The organism is Deinococcus betulae (assembly GCF_020166395.1).
GTDB lineage: Bacteria > Deinococcota > Deinococci > Deinococcales > Deinococcaceae > Deinococcus > Deinococcus betulae.
The window spans coordinates 400515-424679 of sequence record NZ_JAIQXU010000001.1; the positions used below are offsets into that span (position 1 = coordinate 400515).

At 67.3% G+C, this 24165-nt stretch carries 23 protein-coding genes; 8 read left to right on the forward strand and 15 right to left on the reverse strand.

What is annotated here, in order from left to right; translation table 11 throughout:
• The first annotated feature begins 44 nt into the window (after positions 1 to 44).
• A complete protein-coding gene (gene ftsZ, locus K7W42_RS01870; protein ID WP_157458211.1) occupies positions 45 to 1109 on the forward strand; it encodes a cell division protein FtsZ in 1065 nt (354 codons plus the stop codon).
• Between the two features lie 79 nt (positions 1110 to 1188).
• Positions 1189 to 1695, forward strand: coding sequence for a hypothetical protein (locus tag K7W42_RS01875; RefSeq protein ID WP_224571724.1), 507 nt, complete (start codon positions 1189 to 1191; stop codon positions 1693 to 1695).
• 57 nt (positions 1696 to 1752) lie between these two features.
• Here the strand turns inward: K7W42_RS01875 and cpdB are convergent, their stop codons facing one another.
• The 5 genes from cpdB to K7W42_RS01900 all read right to left on the reverse strand — a co-directional run bounded on the left by cpdB (position 1753) and on the right by K7W42_RS01900 (position 7867).
• A complete protein-coding gene (gene cpdB / locus K7W42_RS01880; RefSeq protein WP_224571725.1) occupies positions 1753 to 3678 on the reverse strand; it encodes a 2',3'-cyclic-nucleotide 2'-phosphodiesterase in 1926 nt (641 codons plus the stop codon).
• 294 nt (positions 3679 to 3972) lie between these two features.
• Entirely contained in the window at positions 3973 to 4620 is a 648-nt protein-coding gene (locus K7W42_RS01885) for an FAD-binding oxidoreductase (protein WP_224571726.1), read from the reverse strand.
• Between the two features lie 69 nt (positions 4621 to 4689).
• Positions 4690 to 6072 carry an FAD-binding oxidoreductase gene (locus K7W42_RS01890; protein ID WP_224571727.1) on the reverse strand — a complete coding sequence of 461 codons (1383 nt, stop codon included), beginning with the start codon at positions 6070 to 6072 and terminating at the stop codon, positions 4690 to 4692.
• The gene (glcF, locus tag K7W42_RS01895) at positions 6069 to 7298 is read right to left on the reverse strand and encodes a glycolate oxidase subunit GlcF (protein ID WP_439648847.1); all 1230 of its coding nucleotides are present in this window, start codon (positions 7296 to 7298) and stop codon (positions 6069 to 6071) included. The genes K7W42_RS01890 and glcF overlap by 4 nt, the downstream gene beginning before the upstream one ends.
• Before the next feature lie 323 nt (positions 7299 to 7621).
• Positions 7622 to 7867, reverse strand: coding sequence for a hypothetical protein (locus tag K7W42_RS01900; RefSeq protein WP_224571729.1), 246 nt, complete (start codon positions 7865 to 7867; stop codon positions 7622 to 7624).
• A 322-nt stretch (positions 7868 to 8189) separates the two neighbouring features.
• Here K7W42_RS01900 and K7W42_RS01905 point away from each other — a divergent pair, with 322 nt between their 5' ends.
• Positions 8190 to 9221, forward strand: a complete 1032-nt coding sequence (locus tag K7W42_RS01905) for an LLM class flavin-dependent oxidoreductase (RefSeq protein ID WP_224571730.1) — start codon at positions 8190 to 8192, stop codon at positions 9219 to 9221.
• Positions 9222 to 9484: 263 nt separating this feature from the next.
• Here the strand turns inward: K7W42_RS01905 and K7W42_RS01910 are convergent, their stop codons facing one another.
• Positions 9485 to 10645, reverse strand: a complete 1161-nt coding sequence (locus tag K7W42_RS01910; protein WP_224571732.1) for an MFS transporter — start codon at positions 10643 to 10645, stop codon at positions 9485 to 9487.
• Positions 10646 to 10776: 131 nt separating this feature from the next.
• Here K7W42_RS01910 and K7W42_RS01915 point away from each other — a divergent pair, with 131 nt between their 5' ends.
• Positions 10777 to 11283 (forward strand): hypothetical protein, encoded by a 507-nt coding sequence (locus tag K7W42_RS01915; protein WP_224571734.1) that lies wholly within the window; start codon positions 10777 to 10779, stop codon positions 11281 to 11283.
• 228 nt (positions 11284 to 11511) lie between these two features.
• Here the strand turns inward: K7W42_RS01915 and K7W42_RS01920 are convergent, their stop codons facing one another.
• The 8 genes from K7W42_RS01920 to trpC form a co-directional block, all read right to left on the reverse strand.
• Positions 11512 to 12069: an isoprenylcysteine carboxyl methyltransferase family protein gene (locus tag K7W42_RS01920; RefSeq protein WP_224571736.1), complete on the reverse strand. Its 558-nt coding sequence runs from the start codon at positions 12067 to 12069 to the stop codon at positions 11512 to 11514.
• Entirely contained in the window at positions 12066 to 13013 is a 948-nt protein-coding gene (meaB, locus tag K7W42_RS01925; RefSeq protein WP_224571738.1) for a methylmalonyl Co-A mutase-associated GTPase MeaB, read from the reverse strand. The genes K7W42_RS01920 and meaB overlap by 4 nt, the downstream gene beginning before the upstream one ends.
• A 555-nt stretch (positions 13014 to 13568) precedes the next feature.
• A complete protein-coding gene (locus K7W42_RS01930) occupies positions 13569 to 13892 on the reverse strand; it encodes a DUF1905 domain-containing protein (protein WP_224571740.1) in 324 nt (107 codons plus the stop codon).
• 304 nt (positions 13893 to 14196) lie between these two features.
• On the reverse strand, positions 14197 to 14925 hold the full coding sequence (locus K7W42_RS01935; protein ID WP_224571742.1) for a histidine phosphatase family protein: 729 nt from the start codon (positions 14923 to 14925) through the stop codon (positions 14197 to 14199).
• Complete coding sequence (gene purM, locus K7W42_RS01940; RefSeq protein ID WP_224571744.1) at positions 14922 to 15977, reverse strand: phosphoribosylformylglycinamidine cyclo-ligase; 1056 nt, start codon at positions 15975 to 15977, stop codon at positions 14922 to 14924. Before purM ends, K7W42_RS01935 begins: the two co-directional genes overlap by 4 nt.
• Before the next feature lie 44 nt (positions 15978 to 16021).
• On the reverse strand, positions 16022 to 16738 hold the full coding sequence (locus tag K7W42_RS01945; protein WP_224571746.1) for a TVP38/TMEM64 family protein: 717 nt from the start codon (positions 16736 to 16738) through the stop codon (positions 16022 to 16024).
• A 365-nt stretch (positions 16739 to 17103) separates the two neighbouring features.
• Positions 17104 to 17895: an MBL fold metallo-hydrolase gene (locus K7W42_RS01950; protein ID WP_224571748.1), complete on the reverse strand. Its 792-nt coding sequence runs from the start codon at positions 17893 to 17895 to the stop codon at positions 17104 to 17106.
• A gap of 27 nt (positions 17896 to 17922) precedes the next feature.
• Entirely contained in the window at positions 17923 to 18711 is a 789-nt protein-coding gene (gene trpC / locus K7W42_RS01955) for an indole-3-glycerol phosphate synthase TrpC (RefSeq protein WP_224571751.1), read from the reverse strand.
• Positions 18712 to 18787: 76 nt separating this feature from the next.
• Here trpC and hpt point away from each other — a divergent pair, with 76 nt between their 5' ends.
• From hpt to K7W42_RS01970, 3 genes are all read left to right on the forward strand, one after another.
• Positions 18788 to 19315 (forward strand): hypoxanthine phosphoribosyltransferase, encoded by a 528-nt coding sequence (gene hpt, locus K7W42_RS01960; RefSeq protein ID WP_157458149.1) that lies wholly within the window; start codon positions 18788 to 18790, stop codon positions 19313 to 19315.
• Between the two features lie 336 nt (positions 19316 to 19651).
• Positions 19652 to 20272 (forward strand): ABC transporter ATP-binding protein, encoded by a 621-nt coding sequence (locus K7W42_RS01965; protein ID WP_224571754.1) that lies wholly within the window; start codon positions 19652 to 19654, stop codon positions 20270 to 20272.
• A complete protein-coding gene (locus tag K7W42_RS01970) occupies positions 20269 to 21549 on the forward strand; it encodes a hypothetical protein (RefSeq protein ID WP_224571756.1) in 1281 nt (426 codons plus the stop codon). The genes K7W42_RS01965 and K7W42_RS01970 overlap by 4 nt, the downstream gene beginning before the upstream one ends.
• 143 nt (positions 21550 to 21692) lie before the next feature.
• On the opposite strand, the gene K7W42_RS01975 is transcribed toward K7W42_RS01970, so the two are convergent.
• The gene (locus tag K7W42_RS01975) at positions 21693 to 22775 is read right to left on the reverse strand and encodes an endonuclease/exonuclease/phosphatase family protein (protein WP_224571757.1); all 1083 of its coding nucleotides are present in this window, start codon (positions 22773 to 22775) and stop codon (positions 21693 to 21695) included.
• A 102-nt stretch (positions 22776 to 22877) separates the two neighbouring features.
• Here K7W42_RS01975 and arsB point away from each other — a divergent pair, with 102 nt between their 5' ends.
• On the forward strand, positions 22878 to 24161 hold the full coding sequence (arsB, locus tag K7W42_RS01980; protein ID WP_224571758.1) for an arsenical efflux pump membrane protein ArsB: 1284 nt from the start codon (positions 22878 to 22880) through the stop codon (positions 24159 to 24161).
• The last annotated feature ends 4 nt before the right edge of the window (positions 24162 to 24165 follow it).

Here is a 24165-nt window from a genome sequence, read left to right on the forward strand (position 1 = left end):
GCTGTGCCCCCCGTGGGCCCGGCGCCAGACCGGAAGGAGACATGATGCAAGCGGCCAGAATTCGCGTGATTGGCTTGGGCGGGGCCGGCAACAATGCCGTGAACCGCATGATTGAATCGGGACTGGAAGGCGTGGAGTTTATCGCCGGCAACACGGACGCGCAGGTGCTGGCCAAGAGCCACGCCGAAATCCGCATTCAGCTGGGTGACCGCCTGACGCGCGGCCTGGGGGCCGGGGCCGACCCCGAAGTGGGCGAGAAGGCCGCCCTGGAAGACCGTGAGCGCATCAAGGAATACTTAGACGGCACAGACATGCTGTTTATTACGGCGGGCATGGGCGGCGGCACCGGCACCGGCAGCGCCCCTGTGGTGGCCGAGATCGCCCGCGAGATGGGCATTCTGACGGTGGCCATCGTCACCCGGCCGTTCAAGTTTGAAGGCCCCAAGCGCCTGCGCGTGGCCGAAGAAGGCATTGGCAAACTGGCCGACCGCGTGGACGGCATGATCGTGGTCAACAACGAGAAGTTGCTGACCGCTGTGGACAAAAAGGTGTCGTTCCGCGAGGCCTTCTTGATTGCTGACCGCGTGCTGTATTACGGCGTCAAGGGCATCAGCGACGTAATTAACGTCGAGGGCATGATCAACCTCGACTTTGCCGACGTGCGCAACCTGCTGGCCAACTCCGGCACGGTCCTGATGGGCATCGGCGCCGGGCGCGGCGAGAAGGTCGCGGAAGAGGCCGCCATGAGCGCCATCCACAGCCCGCTGCTGGAACGCGGCATCGAGGGGGCGCGCCGCATTCTGGTCAACGTGACGGGCAGCTATGACCTGTCCATGACCGACGCCAACGAAATTGTCGAGAAAATCCGCGAGGCCACCGGCTTCGAGGAACCCGACATCCTGTTCGGGATTACCCCAGACGAGGCGGCCGGTGACGAAGTGCGCGTGACCGTGATCGCCACGGGCTTCAACGACATGCCAGTGACGGTGGCAGGGGGCCTGCGCTCCAGCGTCATTGACACGATTGTCAAGCCGGTGCGCGGCGGCACGGCCTACGATCCCAAGGACTACGACATTCCCGCTTTCCTCCGGAACGTGGACCGCGACTAAAGACAGCGAGACGAACAGGCACCTCTGCGGGGGTGCTTTTTTGTCAAAGAATTTGGGCACCCGTGGCACCATCCATCTCATGGCGAAAGTTGACCTCACGCATCCCGAACAACGGGTCATTGGCGAGGTGCTGCAAGCGTTCGCCTGTGGTGACTTCGTCCCTGCCGACCTCATGCATACCCTGCTGGGCTACGGCCTACAAGAACTTCAGGCACTCTCCGACTGCTGGGGAACAGTCCACTGGTCGGAGATGCCTCATGAATACATCTGGTTGGTGGGCGCGGTGTTCGGTGTCTTGTGCGTTTATCCCCACGGCAACTGGGGCCGCTGGTATCAACACGTGCATGTTTCACCGCAACGGGCCGAACGGATTTTCGACAAATGGGCTTATACGGATTCCGTTTGTTTCATTGACAAATCGGGAAAACGCCGATTTGCCAACTCCACGTCCGGAACCCGTTTTTCTCCTTCTCGCTCCGCTCGGATTTCATCGTTTTTGCAAACGATTCAATCGGAGTCTGTATTACCTAGCGGATTCAGCCCTTGCTTAATGACACCGCTCAGCATCATCTCATCGGTTCTCTAAGCAAAAACAAGCAGTGCGCCGGATAAAAACATCCGGCGCACTGACTTTTGGCCTGTTTTAGAACTTGATGGTGTATTCCACGAAGCCGTCTTCACGGGTGCGCAGCAGCTGCGCGCCGGCGGGCAGGAACTTCTGGGCGTTGGGGCTGCTGACATACAGCAGGGTCGCGCCGGGAATGGGCGTCAGTTTCCAGTTGCCGTCGGCCGTGGGATTCACGGTCTTCTGCTCGTTGAAGTACTTGACGAGCGCCTCGCGGGTTTCGTCGGGGGCTTGCAGCACGATGTTCGTGCCGTTCAGACCGGGGAACGACCCGCCGCCCGAGGCGCGGTAGTTGTTGGTCGCCACGACGAACCGCGCGGCCGGGTCAATGGGCTGGCCCTGATGCTGGAGATTCTTGATTCGGCCCGCACCCGCATTGGCCACCTGGCCCTGGCTGTTGTAGCGGCTGGGCTGGGTCACGTCAATCTCATAGGTGACGCCGTCAATCACGTCGAAGTTGTAGGTGGGGAAGGCTTCGTCCACCAGCGCCTGCGGCTCGGTCTTGCTGGGATCGATCTGCTTGAACTGCCCGGCGCTGCGCTCCAGCCATTCCTTGAGCTGGGCGCCGGTCACGACCACAGCCTGCACTGTGTTGGGATACACGTACAGATCGGCGACGTTCTTGATGGCCAGCGTGCCGGCAGGAATGTCAGTGTAGTAGCTCACGCCGCTGCGCCCGCCCGCCTTGAAGGGCGCGGCGGCCGATAGCACCGGCAGGTCCTTGTACTGGGTGGTGCTCAGGGCGGCCTTGACGTAGGCGGTCTGGGCGTTGCTGACCAGCTGCACGCTGGGGTCATCCTGCACCAGCGCCCAGTAGGAGTTGATGGGGGCCGTCAGGTCGGCCACCTTGCCGCGCACGTAGGCCAGCGTGCCCTCATGGGCGGCCTTGACGGCGGCGGCAATGCGGGGGTCGGGGGTCACCAGGTTCTTCTTGGCGGTCTTGTCCCAGATGGGGCGGATGGCGGCGGTGCCGTCCTGCACGGTCCACTGCTGGGTCTTGCGGTCAAAGTTCAGCTTCAGGTCCACGATGCCGAGGTCATTGCCCCAGAATCCGGCCATGACCACAGGCTTGCCGTTGATGGTGCCCTTGGTGATGTCGGCGCCGGGAATGCTCTTGTAGACCGGGCCAGGAAACTCCTGGTGGCTGTGGCCGGACAGGACCACGTTCAGGCCGGGCACCTTGGTCAGTTCGGCCGCCGCGTTTTCTTGTCCCGGCTGATAATCGGCGCTGATGCCGCTGTGGGCAATGGCCACCACGATGTCGGCCCCCTGCGCTTTCATCTGGGGCACGAACTTGCGGGCTGTTTCCACCATGTCGCGCGTGGTGACCTTGCCTTCGAGGTTGCTCTTGTCCCACTGCATAATCTGCGGCGGCAGCAGCCCCAGGATGCCCACATTGATGTAATAGGGGCGACCAGTGGTGTCGTACACCAGCTTGCGCTGAATCAGGTAGGGCGTGAAGGCGTTCTTGTCGTTGTCGGGGTTGCCGTCGCCGTCTTCGAGGTACACGTTGGCACTGACATACGGCATGGGGGCGCCCTTCAGGACGTTTTCCAGAAAGGGCAGGCCGTAGTTAAATTCGTGGTTGCCCAGGTTGCCGGCGTCGTAACCCAGCACCGCCATCGCGGCGTGGATGGGGTGGCGCTGACCTGCGGCCAGTGGATTCACGCGGGCCACGTAGTCACCCAGGGGGTTGCCCTGAATCAGGTCGCCGTTGTCAAAGAGCATGGTGTTGCGCTTTTCCTTGCGGGCGTTCTGCACCAGTGTGGCGGTGTACTCCAGGCCGAACTCGCCCGTGGGCTTGTCCTGGTAGTAGTCGTAGCCCAGCGCGTTGGTGTGAAGGTCGGTGGTTTCCAGCAGCCGCAGGTCAACGGTCTGCGCGCCCGCTGCACCCAGCAGCAGGGCCGTCATTAGAAAGAGGTGATTACGCACGCCCCTTAGCATACTGAACCGGATGCAAGTTGAGGTGAAGCGCTTCCGCCACTCCTCATACGGATTCCGCTGAATTGCAGCACAGCAAAGACAGGCACCGTCTGCGCTTCCATATCGCGGAATCCGCATCTTTTTCTGCTCGCTCTCCTACGGAGCTTTTCAAGTCTGCTCGGATTCCACCCGGCATTCTGCTCGGTTCAATCGGAGGCCGTATCAGGCAGCCGGCCGCAGTTTGGAAGGATGCCGGCGACCCAGCGCCCTCTCCGGACAGGCCCTCACCTTCCGCTGAAGCTGACATCCATCCCGCTACAGCCGGGCGGCCAGGGCACGGAACAGCGCTGGCGGCTCAGGGGCTCCTCCCCCATTGACCCAGCCACACCGGCCGTCGCGCAGCGGCCCCCCCACGCCCATGCCCATTCCGTCAGGAAACAGGGCGGTGTAGTCGGGAGGGGAGGTAACGGGCTGGGCACCGGGCAGGGCCGTCACCGCCCCGACCTCACCCGCATGCCCAAAGTGCAGGCTGTGGGTGCCGTCCGGCGCCTGCCAGGTAAACCTCGCCCCGGTGGGCGCCAGCGGGCCAGAGTGAACGACATGCGCGGCAGCCCGCCCAGGGCGCAGCCGCAGAGTAACTTCCAGGGCTTCGCCCAGCAGGCCGAAACTGCCCACAAAGGGGCGGGTGAGGTCGTAGCCCTGCACATTTTTGACGGTGCGGCCCCCGGCGCGCACGACCCGGCCACTGGGCGTCCGGAAGGTCACGCCCAGCACGTCGGCCGCAAAAAAGAAGATCTGGCCAAAGCCGCCGCGCGTGACCAGCCCGCCCACACCACCCGGCAGTTCGACCGGTGGAAACGGGGGAAACAGGCCAGCCGGCAGCGCCGCGTATACCTCCAGCAGCGGTGTGTCCCCGCTGACCGTCACGGTCTGGTCGCCCGGCGACAGGTCAAGAATGGGCACAGGGCGCCTCCGGTGCCGGGTGGCCGGAGAAGCGGAACCATAACTTCGCGCCTGTCACCCTGCGGGCCCTCACGGCAGCACCTTGCCGGGATTCAGGAGGTCGGCCGGGTCCAGGGTGCGTTTCACGTCGCGCAGCACATCCAGCGTCACGGGGTCCAGGGCGTCGGTCATGAAGTCGCGTTTCATGGAGCCGATGCCGTGTTCACCGCTCAGCACGCCCCCGTGCCGCAGCGCCACCAGGGCAATCTGGTGGGCCAGATGGTGCACGGCCGCCGCGTCGTCCTGGCGGGGGTCAAACAGGATGTTGGGGTGCAGGTTGCCGTCGCCAATGTGCCCAAACTGCACCACTGGAAAGGGGCTGGCGTCGCCCAGCGCGCGGATTTCACGGACCACTTCCGGCAGGGCCGAACGGGGCACGGCGATGTCCTCGTTCATGCGCTGCGGGCGAATGCGGCCCAGCGCCGGGGACACGCTGCGGCGGGCCTGCCACAGAGCAGCGGCCTCCGCATCGGTTCCGGCCCGGCGCACGGTGCCGCCCGCCGCCACACAGGCCTGCTCGACCAGCGCCCTTTCCTCCTCCACCGTTTCCAGGTCGTCGCCGTCGGTGTCGACCAAAAGCACGGCCTCGGCCCCGCGCGGCAGCCCCAGGACCAGATAGTCTTCCACGGCGTTGGTGCAGGCCCGGTCCATAAATTCCAGTTTGCTGGGCACCGCGCCCGCCGCAATGGCCTGGCTGACGGCCTCGGCGCAGGCACCGACCTCAGGGAAATGCGCCATCAGGGTGCGGGTGAAGCGGGGCGGCGGCAACAGGCGCAGCGCCGCCTCGGTTATCAGGCCCAGCGTCCCCTCGGAACCGATCAGGAGGCCTGCCAAGTCATAAGCGTCACGGGTCAGCGTGTGCACCTCGCCGTGCGCGTCCACCACCTCCAGCCCTTTGACATAGTCGCCACTTACGCCGTACTTGAAGCACATGGGGCCGCCCGCGTTCTCGGCGAGGTTGCCGCCGATGGTGCTGGTCCGGAAAGACGCAGGGTCGGGCGGGTAGATCAGGCCGTGGGGCCGCGCGGCGTCACTGACCGCCAGGGTCACCACGCCGGCCTGCGCGTGGGCTTCGCGGCGCACCGGGTCAATGCGCAGGCCAGTCATGCGGGTGAATGAGATCACCAGCGACTCGCGCAGCGGCGCCGCCCCGCCTGACAGGCCACTGGCCGCGCCGCGCCCCACGATGGGCACCCCCGCCGCACGCGCGGCTTTGACGGCCACCACCACATCCGCCGTGTTTTCGGGCAGAACGACGGCCAGCGGCGTCTCACCAAACTGAATCGCGTCGTAGCGGTAGTTGCGCCGCTCGGCCAGAGAGGTCAGGACTTGACGGGGAGCGAGGCGGCGCAGGAGGTCTGTGCTGAGAGGTGAGTGGGCAGTGGTGTTTGCTCGTTTGCCACTGTCTCTCACAGCTCCCCCCGGTAGGCCAGGTCGAGCACTTCGACCGTATGCATCACCGGCACGCGGCTGCGTGCGCGGCGAACATGGCTCTGAATCTGGGTGTGGCAGCCGATGTTGCCCGACGCAATCAGGTCCGGCTGAACAGAGAGAATATGGCTCGCCTTGCGGGCGCCCAGTTGGCTGGCCAGCTCCGGCTGTTCCAAGTTGTAGGTTCCGGCGCTGCCGCAGCAGAGGTCGCCTTCGGGGACTTCCAGCACACTGACACCCGGAATGAACCGCAATAGGGCGCGCGGCGCGGCCCGCACCCCCTGGGCGTGAGCCAGGTGGCAGGCGTCGTGGTAAGCCACCTGCAGGGGCCGCGAGGCCGGCAGCGGCGGGGCCAGGTCGCCCGCTTGCAGCAGTTGAAACAGATATTCACTCACATCCATCACCTTGGCGGCAAAGGCGCGCGCCTGGGGCTCATCGGGCTCGCCGTGCAGGACCGCCGGGTATTCTTTGAGGCCCGCCCCGCACCCAGCAGCGTTGGACAGAATGGCGTCGTATTCGCCGGGGTCAAAGGCCGAGAGGTTGGCCCGGACCAGGCTCAGGGCCTCCGCACGCGCGCCCGTGTGCAGCGCCGCTGCGCCGCAGCACCCCTGGCCGTCTGGCACGACGACCTCAATGCCGTTCTGGGCCAGCACGCGCAGGGTCGCCGCATTAAAGTTGGGGGCCAGCGCCTGCTGCGCGCAGCCCACGAGAAAGGCCACCCGGCCGCGCTGCTGGCCCCTGGCCCGCGTGACCTTTGGACTGGAGTGCAGGGCAGGCACCCTTTCAGGCAGCAGGTCCAGGGGCGCGCGCAGGGCCGCTGGCAATGCAGGCGCCAGTGGCTTGGCAAACTGCCCCACCCGCGCGGCCAGACTGAACAGTCTAGGCGCAGGGAGCGCCCTGAGAATCGCCCAGCGTTTGCCCCGGTCAAGGGCGCTCCGCTGCCGCTGTGGCTCACTCCAGCCGCGAAAGGCCGTGATGAGTTCGCCGTAGGGCACGCCACTGGGGCAGGCGGTCACGCAGCCCTGGCACCCCAGGCAACGGTCCAGGTGCGGCGCGGCGTCGGCCAGCGGCAGCGTGCCTTCCAGCACTTCTTTCATCAGGACGATGCGGCCCCGCGGGCTGTCCATCTCGTCGCCCAGCAGGGTGTAAGTGGGACAGGCCGGCAGGCAAAACCCGCAGTGAACACAGGCGTCTACCGCGTGCGCCATGACCTCGCCCTGCCCGCCCAGAGCGGCCACGGGAATCTCGTTGTTCAAGCGGCGGCCCTCATGCGCCCCAGGATAGGGGGCGGGGCACGGCGATGGAGAAGACGGCTAGGTGTGCCGGAGGGCTGAAGCGGGCCTGCTCTCACCGCCCAGCCAGCTCAGCACGGCCTGCGCAGTCTGCGCCAGGATGTGGTGGGTGGCATTCAGCGTTTGCCCCGGCCAGAGGCCTTGAGCACCCGTCTGCCACTGCTCCCAGTGTATTCCGTCCCAACCACTTTCCATCAGAACGTCGGGCGCCAGTCGGCAAACGTCTGATGCACCCGCAGCTAGGCCGCCCAGTTCAAGGTCTCCTGCGTGGCTTGGCCGTCGCCCCGCGCCCGCAGGCGGCGCACCCGCTCAGTGTCGGCCACATCCAAGAGCAGATGACGAATCTCCGAACAGGCGGCACTGGGCGCCGCCAGAATCTCGCTCAGTGGGCACGGCCCCAGGAGGCCGAAGGGCCGGCCACTCTGCACCGCTGTCTGAAGCCAGCTCTCCGTCAGTGCCTGGCGCCCCCGTTTGCCGCCCGCCACTCAGAGTTCATTGAAGTCGTGCCACAGCACCTCGGGAACCAATGACTTCCGAAGAGGCAGCAGGGTGGTTTTTCCCGACCCAGAGGCGCCCGCAATGACAATCAGCATGGTCAAAGCCCAAAGGGGCTGCCTGCTCATACCATCCGCGTTCTGGCGCAGGCAAAGCGCCGCCGAACTGAACGCCTGGCCTCACCCTGGCCACGTTGCCCGGCTTGTTCAGGGTCTAGCGCCGCCTCGCCCATTGTCTGCCTTCAGCCGCAGTCCCATCTGACCGTAACCAGACGCGCCATTTCCTGCGGCCCTGCGGCGCACACTCGGCCCCATGACCTCTTCTCCCCTGCCTCTGTCTGTGCTTGATCTGGTGCCGGTGCCTTCAGGAACCTCGGCGGCGCAGGCGCTTGAGGACGCCCTGGCATTGGCCCAGGAAGCCGAGCGGCTGGGCTACCTGCGCTACTGGGTGGCCGAACACCACAACATGGCGGCGCTGGCATCCAGCGTGCCGCTAGCCGTGCTGGCCGCTGCCTCGCAACGCACGACAACCATTCGCCTGGGCTCGGGCGGCGTGATGCTGCCCAATCATGCGCCCCTGGCAGTGGCAGAAGGCTACCGGCTGCTCTCGGCCCTGGCCCCCGGCCGGGTGGACCTGGGCCTGGGCCGCGCCCCAGGCACCGATGGCCGCACCGCGCGCGCCCTGCGCGGCGCCAATGCCGAGGAACCCTTTGAGCGGCAACTGGCCGAACTGCTGGCGTTCGGGACAGGCACCTATCCAGCTGGGCACCCGTTTGCAGGCACGGTGGCGGCCCCGGCGGGCGAGGGGCTGTTTCCGCCGCTGTGGCTGCTGAGCAGCAGCGGGTACGGCGCGCGGGTGGCGGCCCAGACCGGGCAGGGGCTGGCGTTTGCCTGGCACATCAACCCCGACACGGCGCAGGCCCGCGCGGCGGCCGACCTGTACCGCGCGTCGTTTGTCCCTTCGGCGGCCTTTGCCGCGCCGCGCGTGCTGGTGGCGGCCGGCGTGGTCTGCGCGCCCACCACCGCCGAAGCTGAGGAACTGAGCTTGCCCCTGGGCCTGATGTTCCTGCGCCTGACGCGCGGCGAAATCGCCCCGTTTCCTACGGTGGAGGAAGCCCAGGCTTATCCCTACACGCCGCAGGAGTGGGCGGTGGCTGATGGCCTGCGCCGCCGCACCATCATCGGCGACCCGGCGGCAGTGGCCACGCGCCTGCTGGCCCTGGCCGAGGGCACCGCTGCCGACGAACTGATGCTGACCATGAATATTCCAGACCCAGCCCTGCGCCGCCGCGCCCTGGGACTGGTCATGGAGGCCGTGCAGCCCGCCCAGCAGCAGCCTGCCTGAAGAGTAGACCAGGAGGCGAGCAGCGGGGCACAGCAGCGCAAGGTTCCGTCGCAGTGTCCATGAACTCGTCCCAGTCCCTAGCCTCTTCCTCAAACAGCGGAGGATGACTGAAGCACACCAGCCCCTTCATTGGCACGCTGACAGCAGCGCGGAAGAGCGAAGCCAGAAGACACTACAGCGGAATGATGGACGTTTCGCCAATCCCCTGGAACAGCCCCGAGAGAATGACGAAACGCCGGGAATCCGTCTCTGAGTCCCTCGCCCTAACGCAACTCTCCTCTGGCGGGCTCGGGTAGGCGGGCCGCAATCAGGGCGCTGGGAACTAACAAGGCCAGGCTGACCAGCGCCGCCGTGGTGGGGGCCGTGACATCGGCCAGGGCGCCCACCAGAAACAGCAGCAGCCCGGCAAAGCCCCAGGAAAACCCCATCATGACCGAGCTGGCCACAGCCACGTGGCCCGGCGCATATTCCTGCGCGGCCACCACGCCCACCGGAATGCTGGCATTGACCGCCGCGCCCACCACGAAGGTCAGGGGATAGAACCACCAGTTGGCCGGGCTGGACAGAATCAGCAGCGCAAACAGCGGAATGGTGCTGATGATGGCGCCACGCAGAACAGGCACCCGTCCGTGCCGGTCACTCAGGCGCCCGCCGACAATGCCGCCCACAGCGCTGGCTACGGCGAAGGTGGCCAGGGTCAGTCCTACCTCACGCGCGCCGTAGCCGCGTTCCAGCAGCATGAACGGCAGCATGGCGTTGTAGCCCATGCTGGCCAGGGACCGCAGCACCGCCATGCCCCACAGCCACGCCAGCGGCCCCCGGAAGATTCCGGCGTACTCAGCCAGCGACACGCGCCGGGCCTTCTGGACGCCCGCGGGCGTCACCGCAAAGGTCAGGGCCGCCACCGCCGCCCCAATCAGGGCAAACCAGGGCAGGTGGGTCAGGCCCACCCCGGCAAAGACCGGCCCCAGGGCCATGCCGGCGGTGCCACCCGCGCTGAACAGGCTGGCCCACAGGCCGCGTTTGTCTGGGGGGCTGTGCTGCGCCACGTACGCCGCGCCCGCCGGATGAAAAAAGCCGCTGCCAAATCCAGCCACCGCCACCAGCAGCACCAGCGCCCCGAACCACGGCATAAAGCCCATCAGGGTCAGGCCCAGCCCAGTCATCAGCGGTCCCAGGGCGGCGGCGTAGCGGCGGTCCAGGCGCTCACCCAGAATGCCCAGCAGCGGCTGCAACACCGAGCTGGTCAGCGAATACACGCTAGACAGAAAGGTCACGGCAGCGATGCTCACGCCGTATTTGGCTTGCAGAGCGGGCGTCAGAGGCGTCAGCATGGCGCCGTAAGCGTCATTGATGAAGTGCCCGGCGGTCACTGCCAGCGCGATGGCGGCGGCGTGCCGGGCGGCGGGGAGGGTGGCCTGCATCGCCGCCAGGGTACTCCTGGGAAGCCCAGGACATCTGGCCTGTGCTGCGCCCCAGTCGTTCATCTAGGCATCAGGCGTTCTGTCACAGGAATGTGACAGTTGTGGAAGAGGGGATTCATTAAACTCTGGCCATGCCCGATGTCTTCCGCAACGCCATCGCCAGTGTCCTGCCCAGCGCGGAGGACATGCGGGCGCGGCTGCTGGACCTGCCGGGCGCGGCGGTACAGGCGGTGGCGGAATACTTCAGCGCGAGGCTGCCCGACGTGGACATTCTGGTGGCGCTGCCCGGCGCCGAGGCGCTGGCCCAGGCCGCTTCGTCGCTGCGCGGGACTTACCTGGTGCACTTTGACCCGGTACGCGGCCTACACGACGTCCCTCAACTTCAGGACATACGCGGCGTACCCACCGCCGCCCTGGTCACAGCCGAGCTGAGCGACGCCCACGCCGAATTGCAGGCCCTGCTGAGTGCAGAACATCTGGGCTGGCAGGTGCGCGCCGTGGCCGCCGCTGTGGAGCGCACCAACGGTCCTGCCCGCGCCCGCCTGGAACTCCAGGGCGTGCCGCTGCTGGTGCCGGTGTTGCTGGCCGACACACCACGCGGTCTGGTGTTCGAGCGCCGCTTCCCACAGGTGGACTAAGGACAGAGTTCGGGAAGTGGGCATTGGTGGGTGGAAAAGGCGTGCCGAACAGCTTCCTTAAGTGAAAAGTTTTTGAAGCGGTTTCAGTCTGGTTCGCAGATAGGTTGGCAGGTCGCCGGCCCAGTTCATTGGATGATTGGAGAGCCGCTCGGCACCCATTCGCTCTGCTGCTCGACTTCAAGCGTCTTTGCAGATGATTGAAGTCGAGCTCGCACGCCCTCTGGGTTGTCAGGAGGCCCCAGCAGCGGGGCCTTCTGGCATTGCTTGACCTTCCCGCTCCAGATAAGTCCGCAGCGCCCGCTCCTCCGCCGGAATGCGGATGCCCAGCAGCAGGGCCGCGTTCAGGAGGGTAAACGCCAGCGCAGTGCGCCAAGCGCCCACCGCGAGGGGCGCCGCCGCGAGTTCCAGGGCCACGACCGCATAATTGGGGTGTTTGAGGTAACGGAAGGGCCCAGCGGTCACGCGCTCGCCGCCCGGCACAATCAGGATGCGGGTGTTCCAGTAGCGCCCCAGGGTGCGAATCACCCAATACCGCAGCGGCTGGGCCAGCAACAGCAGCGCCAGAGCCACCCCGTTGACTCGGCCCCCATTGCGGCGCCCCTCCAGCAGCAGGGCCAGCAGCCAGGCAGGGTGCAGCACGAAAAACAGCGGGTAATGCTCTCGACCATATTCCACCGCTCCCCGCTCCCGGGCCCAGCGTTCGTTGGCGCGGGCCACACGCAGTTCCAGCAGGCGCTGAACGACCAGGGCGCCTGCCAGCAGCGGCGCGGCGCGGCGGGCCTTCATGCTGGCCCCAGCAGGGCCTCGGCAGCCTGGTCAGCGTCGAGTTCACCGCGCGCCACGCGGGCATAGAGTTCGCCGCCATGGGCACGGGCGCGGCTGAGCAGGCGTTCTTGCACCAGCGTCCTGACCTCAAATTCGGCCCTGGCCTCGCGGCGGGCCAGCAGACCGGCCTCGCCCAGGTGGGTGCGGTGGGCCTCCACAGCGGCAATGACGGCGTCTATGCCTTCTGCTTTGGAAGCGATCGTCTTGCGAATCGGGGCAAACCATGTGTGTGCATCGTGGGCGCCCAGGCCCTGCGCCGCCATGAGTTCGCGCATGGTGCGGTCAGCGCCGGGCAGGTCGGCCTTGTTGACGGCGATCACATCGGCAATTTCCATGATGCCCGCCTTGAAAGCCTGTACGCCGTCACCGCCGGCCGGGGTCAGCACCAAGAGCGTGTGGTCGCAGGCGGCGGCAATGTCCACCTCGCTCTGCCCCACCCCGACCGTTTCCAGAATGACCCAGTCAAACCCGGCCCCTTCCATCAGTGACAGCACGCCGGGCGCCCGCGCCGAGAGCCCGCCCAGCGCTCCCCGGCTGGCCAGCGACCGCACAAAGACGCCGGGGTCAGCGTGGTGGCGCAGCATCCGAATGCGGTCCCCCAGAATCGCGCCGCCGCTGTAGGGGCTGCTGGGGTCCACGGCCAGCACCGCGACCCGCTGACCACGCGCCCGCAGAGCCGTAATCAGGGCGTCCACCAGGGTGCTTTTGCCGCTGCCAGGGCTGCCCGTCACGCCCAGCACCACCGCCCGCTCACCCCGAGCCGCACGCTGCCGGGCAAAGCGCAGCAGGGGCCGCGCGCCGTCCAGACCCGCCTCAGCCAGCGTCACCGCGCGGGCCAGGGCCCGCAGGTCGCCTCCCTCGTAGCGGGTGAGCAGGGGAACAGAGGCCACAGGCGGCGCGGTCACGGCGTCTCCAGGCAATAGGGGAACAGAGGGGTCGTCATCTGGGCTCACCCTAGAGCAGCGGGTCCGGGCGTGTCATCTGATAGGAGGCGAGATGGACTCCAACCTCGTCGTTGGCAACACGATATTCATTTGAGCGGATGCAGCAGCTGAAGACAGAGTCACAGGGGAGCAGACGGAGGGACTGGGTATGGAGTGAGCCCATTGAGCCTGATACGAATTCCGTCTATGTCGTTTCCCAACCGGGAGAACGCCATTGTGCGAACTCCACGCCTGGAACCCGTTTTGCTCCCACTCGCACTGCTCCTCAGCTTTTCAAGGCCCCTCGGATTCAACCATTTACGAAAGCGGCTGAATCCGAGTCTGTGCGAGGTGTGCACAGTCCAAACAGGAGCGGCTTCCGGTCAACCCCGGACAGAGGGCGAGCAAAGCTCTGGCAGCGGCGAGACAAAGGTGGTAGTGAGCCAGCCGCCAGAGCCAAGCCGCATGACCTCACTAAGAGGCAGGCCCGGACAACCCAGCGGCCAGAAGAGACCCCCTATGCCCAGGCGGCTCAGTTCAGTCCTCCTGGGGCTCCTCTGCCTTGCGCCGCCGCGCCGTTTGCACGTCCAGCTGCACCTCCACGGTGTCGCCTTCCTCCAGACCTTCCGCTTTGCGAACATTGGCGCGCACCGGCACCAGATAGCGGCCCTCCTGCGGAAACAGCGAGGTCGTCCAGACCGTTTGCCCCACTGTGACCTGCACCGGAATCATGCCCCAGCCGTAGGTCACCAACTTGGACGCCGCCTTGATGGCCTCGCACTCCTCGGGCGGCACCGTCACGAAGTAATGAGGCGCCGGCCCCCGCCAGTACCAGAGTTCACCGCTAAAGGCCAGGCTCATGGAGAAGAGTGTAGGGCAAGGGCGGGAGGGCCCATTCACGCCCTGCAATGCCGACCACGCCGCTGTCTGTGCCAAACTCTCATTTCGTTCGCCTGAGACGCGGTGGAGGGTTCTTTCCTCCACCCAGCTGAGTTCCGCTGTGATACGGCTTCCGTCTATTCCACTGACCACCTGGGAAGGCGCCGATTTATTACAAACTCCGCGCCCGTCAGCCCGCTTCTGCTCCTGCAGCCTTACAGAGCTCTCCAAGTCCAGCCGAATGAAACTGTTGTTGCCAACGACTTCCCCAAAGTTCGGAGGAGACTTACGGCGCCTGGCCCAGCACGTCGTCGGCTTCGGTGGCGTCCAGCAGGTTTTCCAGGTGGGCGTCGTCGTTAAAGCCCAGCAGCATGCCGCTGCCCTCGCCCAGCAGCACGCGGGTCAGCGAGGTGTTGGACACGCTCAGGCGCGCCCAGGCGTTGGCAGGCACGCCGCCCAGGGCCAGGCCCACCGCCACACGCACCACGCCGCCGTGGGTAAAGACCAGCACCCGCCCGCCAGGATGCCGCGCGCGCAGTTCGGCAAAGGCCGCGCCGCTGCGGGCATACAGGTCTTCCATGCTCTCGCCGCCGGGGCGCCGGGTACTCCAGGGGTTGGTCAGCAGCGTGGCCAGATACTCCGGGTAGCGCTCGCGGATGTCGGCAATCACCAGGCCCGACAGCTCGCCCACGTCAATTTCGCGCAGGCCAGGGTGGGCCTGCGGCTGCGGCGCGCCGGTCAGACGTTCAGCCACCAGATCGGCAGTGCGCGCGGCGCGGGTCAGGTCGCTGGTGTAAACGGCGTCAAAGCTCTGGCCGGTCAGGCGCTCAGCGAGGCTGGAAGCCTGCAAGATGCCGATATGACTGAGGGGCACGTCGGCCTGGCCCTGGTAGCGTCCGTCGGCGTTCCAGGTGCTTTCGCCGTGGCGCACCACCCAGAACTCGGTGGCCGCGGACCGGTCCGGCGCAGCAAACCCGGTCGGCGGCCGCTGGGACGACGCCGGGCGCCTGGTCAAGAGTTGCCCCGGAAACTCACGCCCTGGCCCGCCACCATCTCGCCAATCACCCAGGGCTGCTCGCCAGCGGCCGTGAGGGCCGTCAGGGCCGCCGCCTGCGCCCCGGCAGGCACGATGAACAGGAAACCCACCCCCATATTCAGCGCGCGAAAGGCTTCCTGACGGGGCACGCCGGCGCGCTCCACAATCAGTTCAAAGACGGGCGGCACCGTCCACGAGGCGGTGTCAATCGCCATGCCAATGCCCGGCGGAAACACGCGCGGGGGGTTGTCCACCAGGCCGCCCCCGGTGATATGGGCCATGCCGCGCACCTCAACCCCCGCCGCCACCAGCGCGTCGTAGGCGGGCAGATAAGCGCGGTGAGGCACAGGCAGCACCTCGCTCAACGTCTGCCCGCCTAGGTCGGCGCGGGCCTCGGTCCAGTCGAGGCTATCCAGGGCCAGGCGCGCCAGCGAAAAGCCGTTGGTGTGCAGGCCGCTGCTGGGCAGCGCCAGAACGGTGTCGCCGACCTGGATGCGCTGACCGTCAATCAGGGCGGGGCGGTCCACCACACCCACGATGGTACCCACAATGTCCAGTTCGCCGTCCACGTACACGCCGGGCATCTCGGCGGTTTCGCCGCCCAGGAGGGCCACGCCCAGCGCTTCGCAAGCCTGCGCCGCGCCCGTCACGACCTCGGCCACCCGCTCGGGGTGCAGCTTGCCCATCGCCACGTAATCAAGGAAAAACAGCGGTCGGGCGCCCTGCACCAGAATGTCATTGACGCAGTGGTTCACGATGTCGGCGCCCAGCCCGGCAAACTGGCCCGTGCGCACCGCCACCTTGGTCTTGGTGCCCACGCCGTCGGTGCTGGCCACCAGCACGGGGTCGGCCATATCGCCAAAGGCCGCGCGAAACAGCCCCCCAAAGCCGCCCAAGCCGCCCAGCACATTGGGGGTGTGGGTGCGCGCCACGGCGCCTTTCATCAAGTCCACCGCGCGGTGCCCGGCGTCAATGCTGACCCCAGCCCGCTCGTATGCCGACGCCGAAGCGTCTTCTCTTTTCCCTGTCATGAGCCTCCTGCTGCGCGCCTGTGACAGGCGACACCTTTGTGCGGTCAGTCTACCCGAGTCGCTTCGCTGCGCGCCGCCTCAGGTTCGGCCCGGCGGGCCAGCCACCAGCGCACCAGCACCACCAGGCCCACCGCCGCCGACAGCAGGCCCACCCCCCACGCCAGGCGCTCGCTGCTGCCCGAGAGCCACACCACCAGCGCCGTGACTGGCAGCGCCCCCACCGCCGTGGCCAGCATGAAGGGCCGGAAACCCATGCGGGCCGCGCCCGCCACCAGATTCAGGACGTCGGCCGACAGCACCGGCATCAGACGCACCATCAGCACGCCCTGGGTGCCGTGGCGCTGTGCGAAGTCGTAGGCGGTTTTGCGCGCCCGCTCGCCGGCCAGGGTGCGGACCAGGGTATCGCCCAGCAACCGGCCCAGGCCGTAGCCAGCCGCCGCCCCCAGCAGCGTGCCGGCGTACACGATGAAAAAGCCTTCGACGGGGCCATAAGCGCGCGCTGTCACGGCAATCATGACCAGCGCCGGCAGCACCGGCAACACGGCCTGAAGTACGAAGCCCGCCAGCAGCGCCAGCGGTCCGGCCCAGCCCAGCCCCGACACAAACACCTGGGTCATCTGGGGGTCACTGCTCGTCAGGGCCTGGTAGGCGCGCACCAGAAAGGCGCGCACCTCGGGCTGAAGGCAGATGCCCAGCAGCACCAGCGCCGTGACCGTCAGAATCAGCCAGCGCAGGAAGCGGGGGGGATGGGCAGCGGCCATTGCGCGCCCAGTGTAGAGCGTCGCCGTGAGACTGAGGTCCTCAGAAAGTGACAGGCCAGCCGAACAGGTCTAGCCTCGTTCTCCTTCTTGCGAGTTGGAGGTGGACGCGACTCGTCTGATAACAGCGGCTAATTCCGCGCCTGAGCCAGAAGCGCTCCTCAATGCTATGCACGCCGCTGACTCCTGAAGTGGCCGGGAGACATCACCATTAGTTGCTTTGGATGCTGCTGTCAAACCAGCCTGAATACCCCACCAATCTGCCTTTCCATAGCCACGGTGCCCTCTGCCGCTTCTGTCACACCCAACTCAGAACAGTCAGAGACTCAGACCTTGCTGCGTAGAGGGCCGGCCTGATCCTTTTGTTCTCAGGGCAGCGGCACAGTCAGGCCGTCGTGAGCGTAGCGCCAGCCGGGCGGCAGATGGGCGACCTGCCGCGCGTCCACCCCATGCGACAGGTGGGTCAGGATGACCTGCCGGGCGGCCTGCGCCCAGGGCAGGGCCAGGGCTTCACGCACGTCGTACACGCTGCGCCCGCTGTGATCCTGGGCCGATTCGTCGGCAAAGGACGTGCCCAGGACCAGCAGATCCAGCCCGGTCAGCCACGCGGCGGCCGTGTCGCCGGGCACGTCAATCGCGTCGGTCATGATGGCCGCTGCCCAGCCGGGAGCATCGAGCCGAAAGGCGTGGCTCTCGCCATTCGCCCCGTGCGGCACGCGGAAGGCGCGCAGGGTCACGCCGCCCATCCGCACCCCCTCGTCGGGCCAGACCTGCACGGGCGACCGCAGCCGGAAGGCGTAGCCAAAGCGCTCGCGGATGGCCGAAATCACGCTGGCCGGGGCATAGACCGGCAAGGTGCCCCCGGCGTGCTGCACGTAATCCAGCAGGTCACCCAGGCCTAGCAGATGGTCGTTGTGTGCGTGAGACAGCAGCACCATGCTCGGCACCAGCAGCGCTGGCAGGCGGGCCAGGGCAGCGTGGGTATCGGGGCCCGCGTCCAGCAGCGCACTCTGGGCACCCACCCGCAGCAGCGTGGCCGTGCGGCGACGATTCACGCCCCCTGCGCGCGCCTCGGTACACACGTCGCAGGCACACCAGAAGCGCGGCACACCCTTGCTGTCTCCCGTGCCCAGCAGGGTCAGAGAGGCGGGGGCCGTCACGGCCCCGTCATCCCATCAGCGCCCTCATCACAGGGCCATCAGGTCACGGGCGGCGCGCTCCAGATTCGCGCTGCCCGCCAGACTGGTGCCCACCAGCACCGCGTCGGCCAGGCCGCGCACACCCGTCAGGTCGGCTGGGGTGCGGTACCCACTCTCAGCGACCAGCACACCCGCAAATCCGGCTTCCCGCGCCCGGCGAATCAGGCGGGGGCTGACCTCCAGGTCAATGTGCAGGGTGGTCAGGTCCCGGTTGTTTACCCCGATGATGCGCGCGCCAGCGGCCAGCGCCACGTCCAGTTCCCGCTCGTCATGAACCTCGACCAGCGCGTCCAGACCGAGATGATGCGCTCCCTCCAGAAATTCAGCGGTGGCCTCACCCAGCACACTGATCATCAGCAGCGCCGCCGAGGCGCCCCAGTCGGCGGCCTCGCGCAGCATGGCGGGATGCACCACGAAGTCCTTGCGCAGGGCGGGCAAAGTTACGCCGCCCACCACGTCGCGGAGCGCCTGAGCGTCGCCGCCGAAATGCCTCGGCTCGGTCAGGACGCTGATGGCCGCCGCGCCGCCCGCCTGGTAGGCCAGCGCCGCCGATAAGGGGTCCAGTGGGGCAATGGCGCCCTGGCTGGGGCTGGCGCGTTTGACTTCGGCAATCAGGGCCAGGCTGGGAGCCGCCAGCGCCGCCTCCAGTCGCCGCGCGGCGGGCCGGGGCTCCCCCAGCGCCGGGTCAGCCCCCTGGTAATCGGCCACGCGCTCGGCCACGATGCGGCCCAGCACCCCCGGCACACGCGAAAAATCCAGCGTTGTTTCACTCTTCACTGCGCCGCCCCTGTCATGGGGGCGAGGATAGCGCGGCCCTCCCTGGCGCGCGCAGGCCGTGTTAGCCTGAGCAGGTATGAGTCTCGCCCCCGGCAACGGCCCCGTCCAGATTACGCAAGAACAGTTGCAAGCCCGCATTCAGGAAATTGCGGCCAAGATTCGTGAGGATTACCGGGGGCTGGAGCCTCACCTGATTTGTGTCCTGAACGGCGCATTTATGTTCCACACCGACCTCGTGCGCGCCCTGAACATCCCCTGCACCATTGATTTTCTGCAGGCCAGTTCTTACGGCAACGCCAAGCAGAGCAGCGGCGAGGTGCGGATTGTCAAAGACCTCCAGTTTCCCATCAGTGACCGCCATGTGGTGCTGGTGGAAGACATCGTGGACACCGGCATCACCATGAATTACCTGCTGCACTACCTTGAAGGGCGCGGCCCCAAGAGCCTCAAGATTGCCGCCCTGCTGAGCAAACCCAGCCGCCGCAAGGTCGAGATTCCGGTGGAATACCTGGGCTTTACCATCCCCGACGCCTTCGTCTACGGCTACGGCCTGGACCGTGCCCAGTTTGACCGCAACCTGCCGTTTATCACCAGCCAGGAGTAAAGGGCGGAGATGGTTCAGGGGCAGAGGCATCATCGCCTCTGCCCGCGCTTGTTGGCGTTGTGAAGTCCTGAGACTCATCGCGGAACCCAGAGGACTTGGATGAAAAGTTCTCAGCCACCCTGAGACGAAGTGAGCTCAACAGACAGCGGCAGAGGTGGACTTGAGGGGTGTGCCTTGACCTCAGGGTGGAACGGGCAGCCGCTCTGACCCCAATCGAATCTTTGCCAGCGGTTCAATCTGACCAGAAAAAAGCAAAATCGGGCTGACGGACGTGGAGTTGACCAATCGCCTTCAGCGCAGGAACGGTTGGCCCAGCCGCCGCGTACCGCCACCCAAGTGACCACGACACCCCCGCCCCTCGTTCTGTCTCATCTGACCCTTCAGGCAGCGGGCCGCCCGCTGGCGTGCCTGCCCCATCTCACCCTGAACCGGGGCGAGGTGCTCCATCTGCTGGGGCCCAACGGTGCAGGCAAAACCACGCTGCTGCGTGTCCTGGCCGGCGAATTACCCGCAACCGGCCGGGCCGAAGTGCTGGGTCATCCACCGGGAAGTCTGGGCGCCCGCGCCGCCACGGCCTGGGTGCCGACCCATGCTCCCCTGCCCGACGACCTGACCGCTAAGGAAAGCCTGCACTTCACGGCGGCGCTGTGGCGCCGGCCCGTTCAGCCGCTGCTGACCCTGGCCGCAGCCCTGGGACTGACACGCTGGCTGGGCGCCTGGCCCACAGAACTGTCTCAGGGCACGCGGCAAAAAGTGGCCCTGAGCGGCGCGCTGGGCCTGGGCCTGCCGCTGACCTTGCTGGACGAACCGTTCGGCACGCTCGATAGTGCCACGCGGCAGGTCACGCGAGAGGCCATTCAGACTGCCGCCCGCGCCGGCAGCGCCTTTATCATCACCACTCACGGCGACGAACTGGCGACTATGGATGTTCAGACGTTGAGCCTGGACAGCGCGTGAAAAGCGGCGCTTCACACCACGCCGTCTGGGCGGCCCAGCACCTGACCACCCGCCGGGCCTGGAGCTTTACCTGGGCCGCGCAGCGCGCCAGTGGGGTGCCGCTGCTGGCTGCCTACCTGGGGGCCGCAGGACTGGTCGCCCTGCTGAGCCTCTGGCAGCTGTACCAGCCTGCACCCTTCACGCTTCCTCTGGGGCTGGTCACACCGATTGTCTGCGCGGTTCTGCTGCTGGCGGTGCTCGTCAGCCGCCGCCCGAATGTCGCCCTGACCACAGCCGAACTGGGCTGGCTCCGTTCGCCCACGCCGCCCTGGGCGGTCCTGGCCTGGCCCCTTCTCCGAACAGCAGCCCCCTGGTTGGGTGCAGGGCTTCTGGGCGGCGCGGCCCTGCTGGTGGTCAGTCTTCCAGCGTGGCCTGTGGCGGCGGCCCTGCCTGGCCTCGCCGCTGCCGTGCCGGTCCTTCAGGCGGCGAGCCACGCGCAGCGACTCACCGCCAGCCGCCGCGTCCGGTTGCTGCTCACGGTGCTCCCGCCTCTTCTGGGAGCGCTGCACCCCCTTGGGCTGATGGTCGGCGGGCTCCTGACGCTTCTCGCTGGCGGCTTCATCTGGAAGCAGACGCTGCGTTCAGCCCTGCCTCCACGCCTGCTGCGACAGCTGGAGGTGCAGGCCGTGCGCGCCGGAACCCGGCGGCTGGGCCTGCCGCCCCTGGCGGTCAATGCCGATGGCCTGCGGCCCGCACGGCGGTGCACCGTAAAGCCGCCTGTCGCCCCCACCCCAGCCCGCATCCTGCTCTGGCGGGCCACCTTGCCCCTCCTGATCTCTCCAGCGGCGGTGCTGCCGACCCTGCTGGGTGGTCTGGCCCTGGCCGCCGGGCTGCCTGGCCTGATGGGCCCATGTCTGGCCACCGGGCTGCGGCTGCTACCAGCGCTGCCTCCACCAGCAGCCCCGGTGCCCGCGTCCAAAGCCCTGTGGTGGAGCCTGCTGCCCAGCGGCCTCACACTAGGCGCGGTGTGTGCGGTAGGCGCACTGCTGGCAGGCGCCAACCTGGCCCTGACCCTCAGTGCGGGACTGGCGCCCTGGCTGGCCCTCGCCGTGTTTCACTGGCTGGGGGGCAGCCGCCCCACGGCTGGGGCCGGTGTCCGGATGCAGCTGGAACTGGGCGCAGGGTTGACCCCTGGCATTCTGACGGCGACATGCGTAGGCCTGGGCTTACCCAGCCTGGCCCCACTGGCTCTGCTGGGACTGGGCCTACTGGCACTGCTGGTGAACCCTCTGAATTGATGCCCACAGCGGAATCCTGAGCGGTTGGGGGGAATCTACTCTCAATGGCTGTTCAGGCAACCAAAGTTCGTGATGGAAAGAGGCAGCACCGTAGGCGGAAGTGAAGGGCGAACAGCACACCTCAACCGAACTGGCCGCCGCTGTCAGGGCACTCGTATGGTCGTCAGCATGGCAAAGTGGTCGCTGATTTTGGGCCTGTCCTGACGAATGCGGTCGCCCGTGTGTGCCAGCCCCGCCGAGTAGAAGAAATAGTCAATGGTGCGGTCGGGTTGCCCCACCGCCGGGTCGTTCGGGAAGTGGGTGTAGTACTTCGCCTCCCCTGTCTCAATCTGCGCCTCGCTGGGAAAGGACTCGTACGCGTCCATCAGGGGCTTCAGTTCGGTCTGAGGATTGAAATAGGCGCGTTCCCGCTCGCGCAGGCGCGTGTACGCCCCCGCCGTGCCCAGCAGGTTGAAGTCGCCGCCCATCAGCCAGGGGCCTGGTGTGCCGCCCAGCAACTCGCCCACCGCCGCCACCTGCCTGTGCATGGTGTCGCAGCCCTGGGCAAAGGCGTCCATATGCGTCTGGTAGGCGGTCAGGGGCGGGCCGCCCTGAACAGGCAAGGTGACGCCCAGCACGGCGCGCTTGAAGTTAAAGGCCACCGTCACTGGATCGCCGCAGATGCGCGGCAGGGCGTACCGGGTCGCCCCCGCCAGGCGGAAGCGACTGAGGGTGCCCAGGCTCAGGCCCACCTCGCCCATGATGCTGGGGTGGGGCACGAAGGCGGCGCGGTGATAGTACGCGGTGGCCGTGCAAGGATAGGCCCCGCCCAGCCGCGCCTGAAGCTGGGCCAGCTGGTCGGCGTGGTCGGTGCGCTTGCTGTCGCGGTCCAGCTCCTGGAGCAGGATCAGGTCAGGGTTTTCCTGGCGAATCACGGCCACCACCTCGGTCAGCGTGCGTGCCAGGCTTTCGGGGGTGGGGCGGGTATCGGGACCGTCACCCGCCAGGGTGTCGTAAAAGAACACGTACCCGCGCCCGGCCAGGTACTGCACGTTCCAGCTCAGCACCTTGACCGCCTGACCTCTCTGCAGGGTCGGCGTGGTGGCCGGGCAGGTGAGGTCAGCCGCCTGCACAGCTTTGGGGTGGTCGGTCAGGGCGTAGACCAGGCCCACCAGTGCCGCCACCAGCACCGCCAGACCCAGCAGAGCGCGCGGCCACCACCGCGCCCGGCGAGATTGAAGTCGCATGTTGAGGGCAGTGTAACGAATTTCCTGGCCTTTCCCAGACCCAGGCGGGCTGCTCGGCGGCCACCAGCATGAGGTGAATGACGCAGGCTCTACAGTGCGGGCGTGCTGGCCGCGCTGCTTGTTCTTCTGACCGTCGGTCTGGTGATCTGGCGGCCCTCTGGCCTGGGACCGGCGCGCGCCGCGACACTGGGGGCCCTGGCCGCTCTGCTGACTGGCGTGGTCCCCCTCAGCGCTCTGCCCGCGTTGTGGCAGGCCACCTGGAACGCCACGCTGACCCTGGTGGGCCTGATGGTCCTGAGCCTGCTGCTGGACGCGGCCGGCCTGTTCCGGTTGGGCGCGCTGTATGTGGCCCACTGGGGCAGAGGCAGTGGCCGGCGGCTGCTGGCCCTGCTGGTGGGGCTCAGCGCCCTGGTCGCCGCCCTGTTTGCCAACGACGGCGGCGTGCTGATTCTCACGCCCATCGTGCTGGAACTGGCGGCGCTGCTCAGGCTGAACCGGGCCGCCACCCTGGCCCTGGCACTGGCTGTGGGCTTTGTGGTTGACGCCGCCAGCCTGCCGCTGACGATCAGCAATCTGACCAACCTGCTGGCCGCCGACGCCTTTGGGCTGGGGTTTTCTGGCTATGCCCACGTGATGGTGCCCGTCAACCTGGCGGTGGTGCTGGCCTGTTTCCTGACCCTGCTGCTGGTGTATGGCCGGCAGCTCCCCCAGCGTTACGACCCTGCTGACCTGCCTGAGCCGCGTAGCGCCGTTCACTCCTGGGCTGTGTGCCGCGCCGGCGTGGTCGCGGCGCCCTTCTTGCTGGCCGGCGCCTTTCTAGCCGAAGACCACGGCATGCCCATCAGCGCGGTGGTTGGGGCCTGCGCCGCTGGGGTGTGGCTGGTGGCGGCACTGGGGCGGCAGGTGGACAGCCGCGCGGTGGTCCGGACGGCTCCCTGGAACGTGGTGATGTTCAGTCTGGCCATGTTCACCGTGGTCTCGGGGCTGCGGGAAGCCGGGCTCAGCGGTCACTACGGCGACTGGCTGGCCGGCTGGGCCGAGCGGGGTGAAGGCGCGGGGGTGCTGGCGTCCGGGCTCAGCGTGGCGGCCCTCAGTGCTGGCCTGAACAACCTGCCCGCGCTCCTGATTGCCCTCCTGGGCCTGCAAGAGGCCGGCGTCACCGGGGCGGCGCGGGACGCCCTGGTGTACGGCGCCGTGGTCGGCGCCAACATCGGCCCCAAGCTGACGCCCATTGGCAGCCTCGCCACCCTGCTGTGGCTGCACGTGCTGCGCGGGCGCGGCCTGGACGTGAGCTGGGGCGACTACCTGCGCGCCGGGCTGCGCCTCACGCCCCCCGTGCTGCTGGTGGGGCTGCTGGCCCTGTGGCTGCGGCTGGCCCTGGGCTAACCTG

Coding starts and splice junctions, on each gene's coding strand:
- K7W42_RS01915 (WP_224571734.1), top strand. CDS start 10,777: ATGCCCGATGTCTTCCGCAACGCCATCGCCAGTGTCCTGCCCAGCGCG.
- purM (WP_224571744.1), bottom strand. CDS start 15,977: ATGACAGGGAAAAGAGAAGACGCTTCGGCGTCGGCATACGAGCGGGCT.
- K7W42_RS01945 (WP_224571746.1), bottom strand. CDS start 16,738: ATGGCCGCTGCCCATCCCCCCCGCTTCCTGCGCTGGCTGATTCTGACG.
- K7W42_RS01905 (WP_224571730.1), top strand. CDS start 8,190: ATGACCTCTTCTCCCCTGCCTCTGTCTGTGCTTGATCTGGTGCCGGTG.
- ftsZ (WP_157458211.1), top strand. CDS start 45: ATGCAAGCGGCCAGAATTCGCGTGATTGGCTTGGGCGGGGCCGGCAAC.
- cpdB (WP_224571725.1), bottom strand. CDS start 3,678: ATGCTAAGGGGCGTGCGTAATCACCTCTTTCTAATGACGGCCCTGCTG.
- glcF (WP_439648847.1), bottom strand. CDS start 7,298: ATGGCGCACGCGGTAGACGCCTGTGTTCACTGCGGGTTTTGCCTGCCG.
- K7W42_RS01875 (WP_224571724.1), top strand. CDS start 1,189: ATGGCGAAAGTTGACCTCACGCATCCCGAACAACGGGTCATTGGCGAG.
- K7W42_RS01910 (WP_224571732.1), bottom strand. CDS start 10,645: ATGCAGGCCACCCTCCCCGCCGCCCGGCACGCCGCCGCCATCGCGCTG.
- K7W42_RS01975 (WP_224571757.1), bottom strand. CDS start 22,775: ATGCGACTTCAATCTCGCCGGGCGCGGTGGTGGCCGCGCGCTCTGCTG.
- hpt (WP_157458149.1), top strand. CDS start 18,788: ATGAGTCTCGCCCCCGGCAACGGCCCCGTCCAGATTACGCAAGAACAG.
- K7W42_RS01920 (WP_224571736.1), bottom strand. CDS start 12,069: ATGAAGGCCCGCCGCGCCGCGCCGCTGCTGGCAGGCGCCCTGGTCGTT.
- K7W42_RS01930 (WP_224571740.1), bottom strand. CDS start 13,892: ATGAGCCTGGCCTTTAGCGGTGAACTCTGGTACTGGCGGGGGCCGGCG.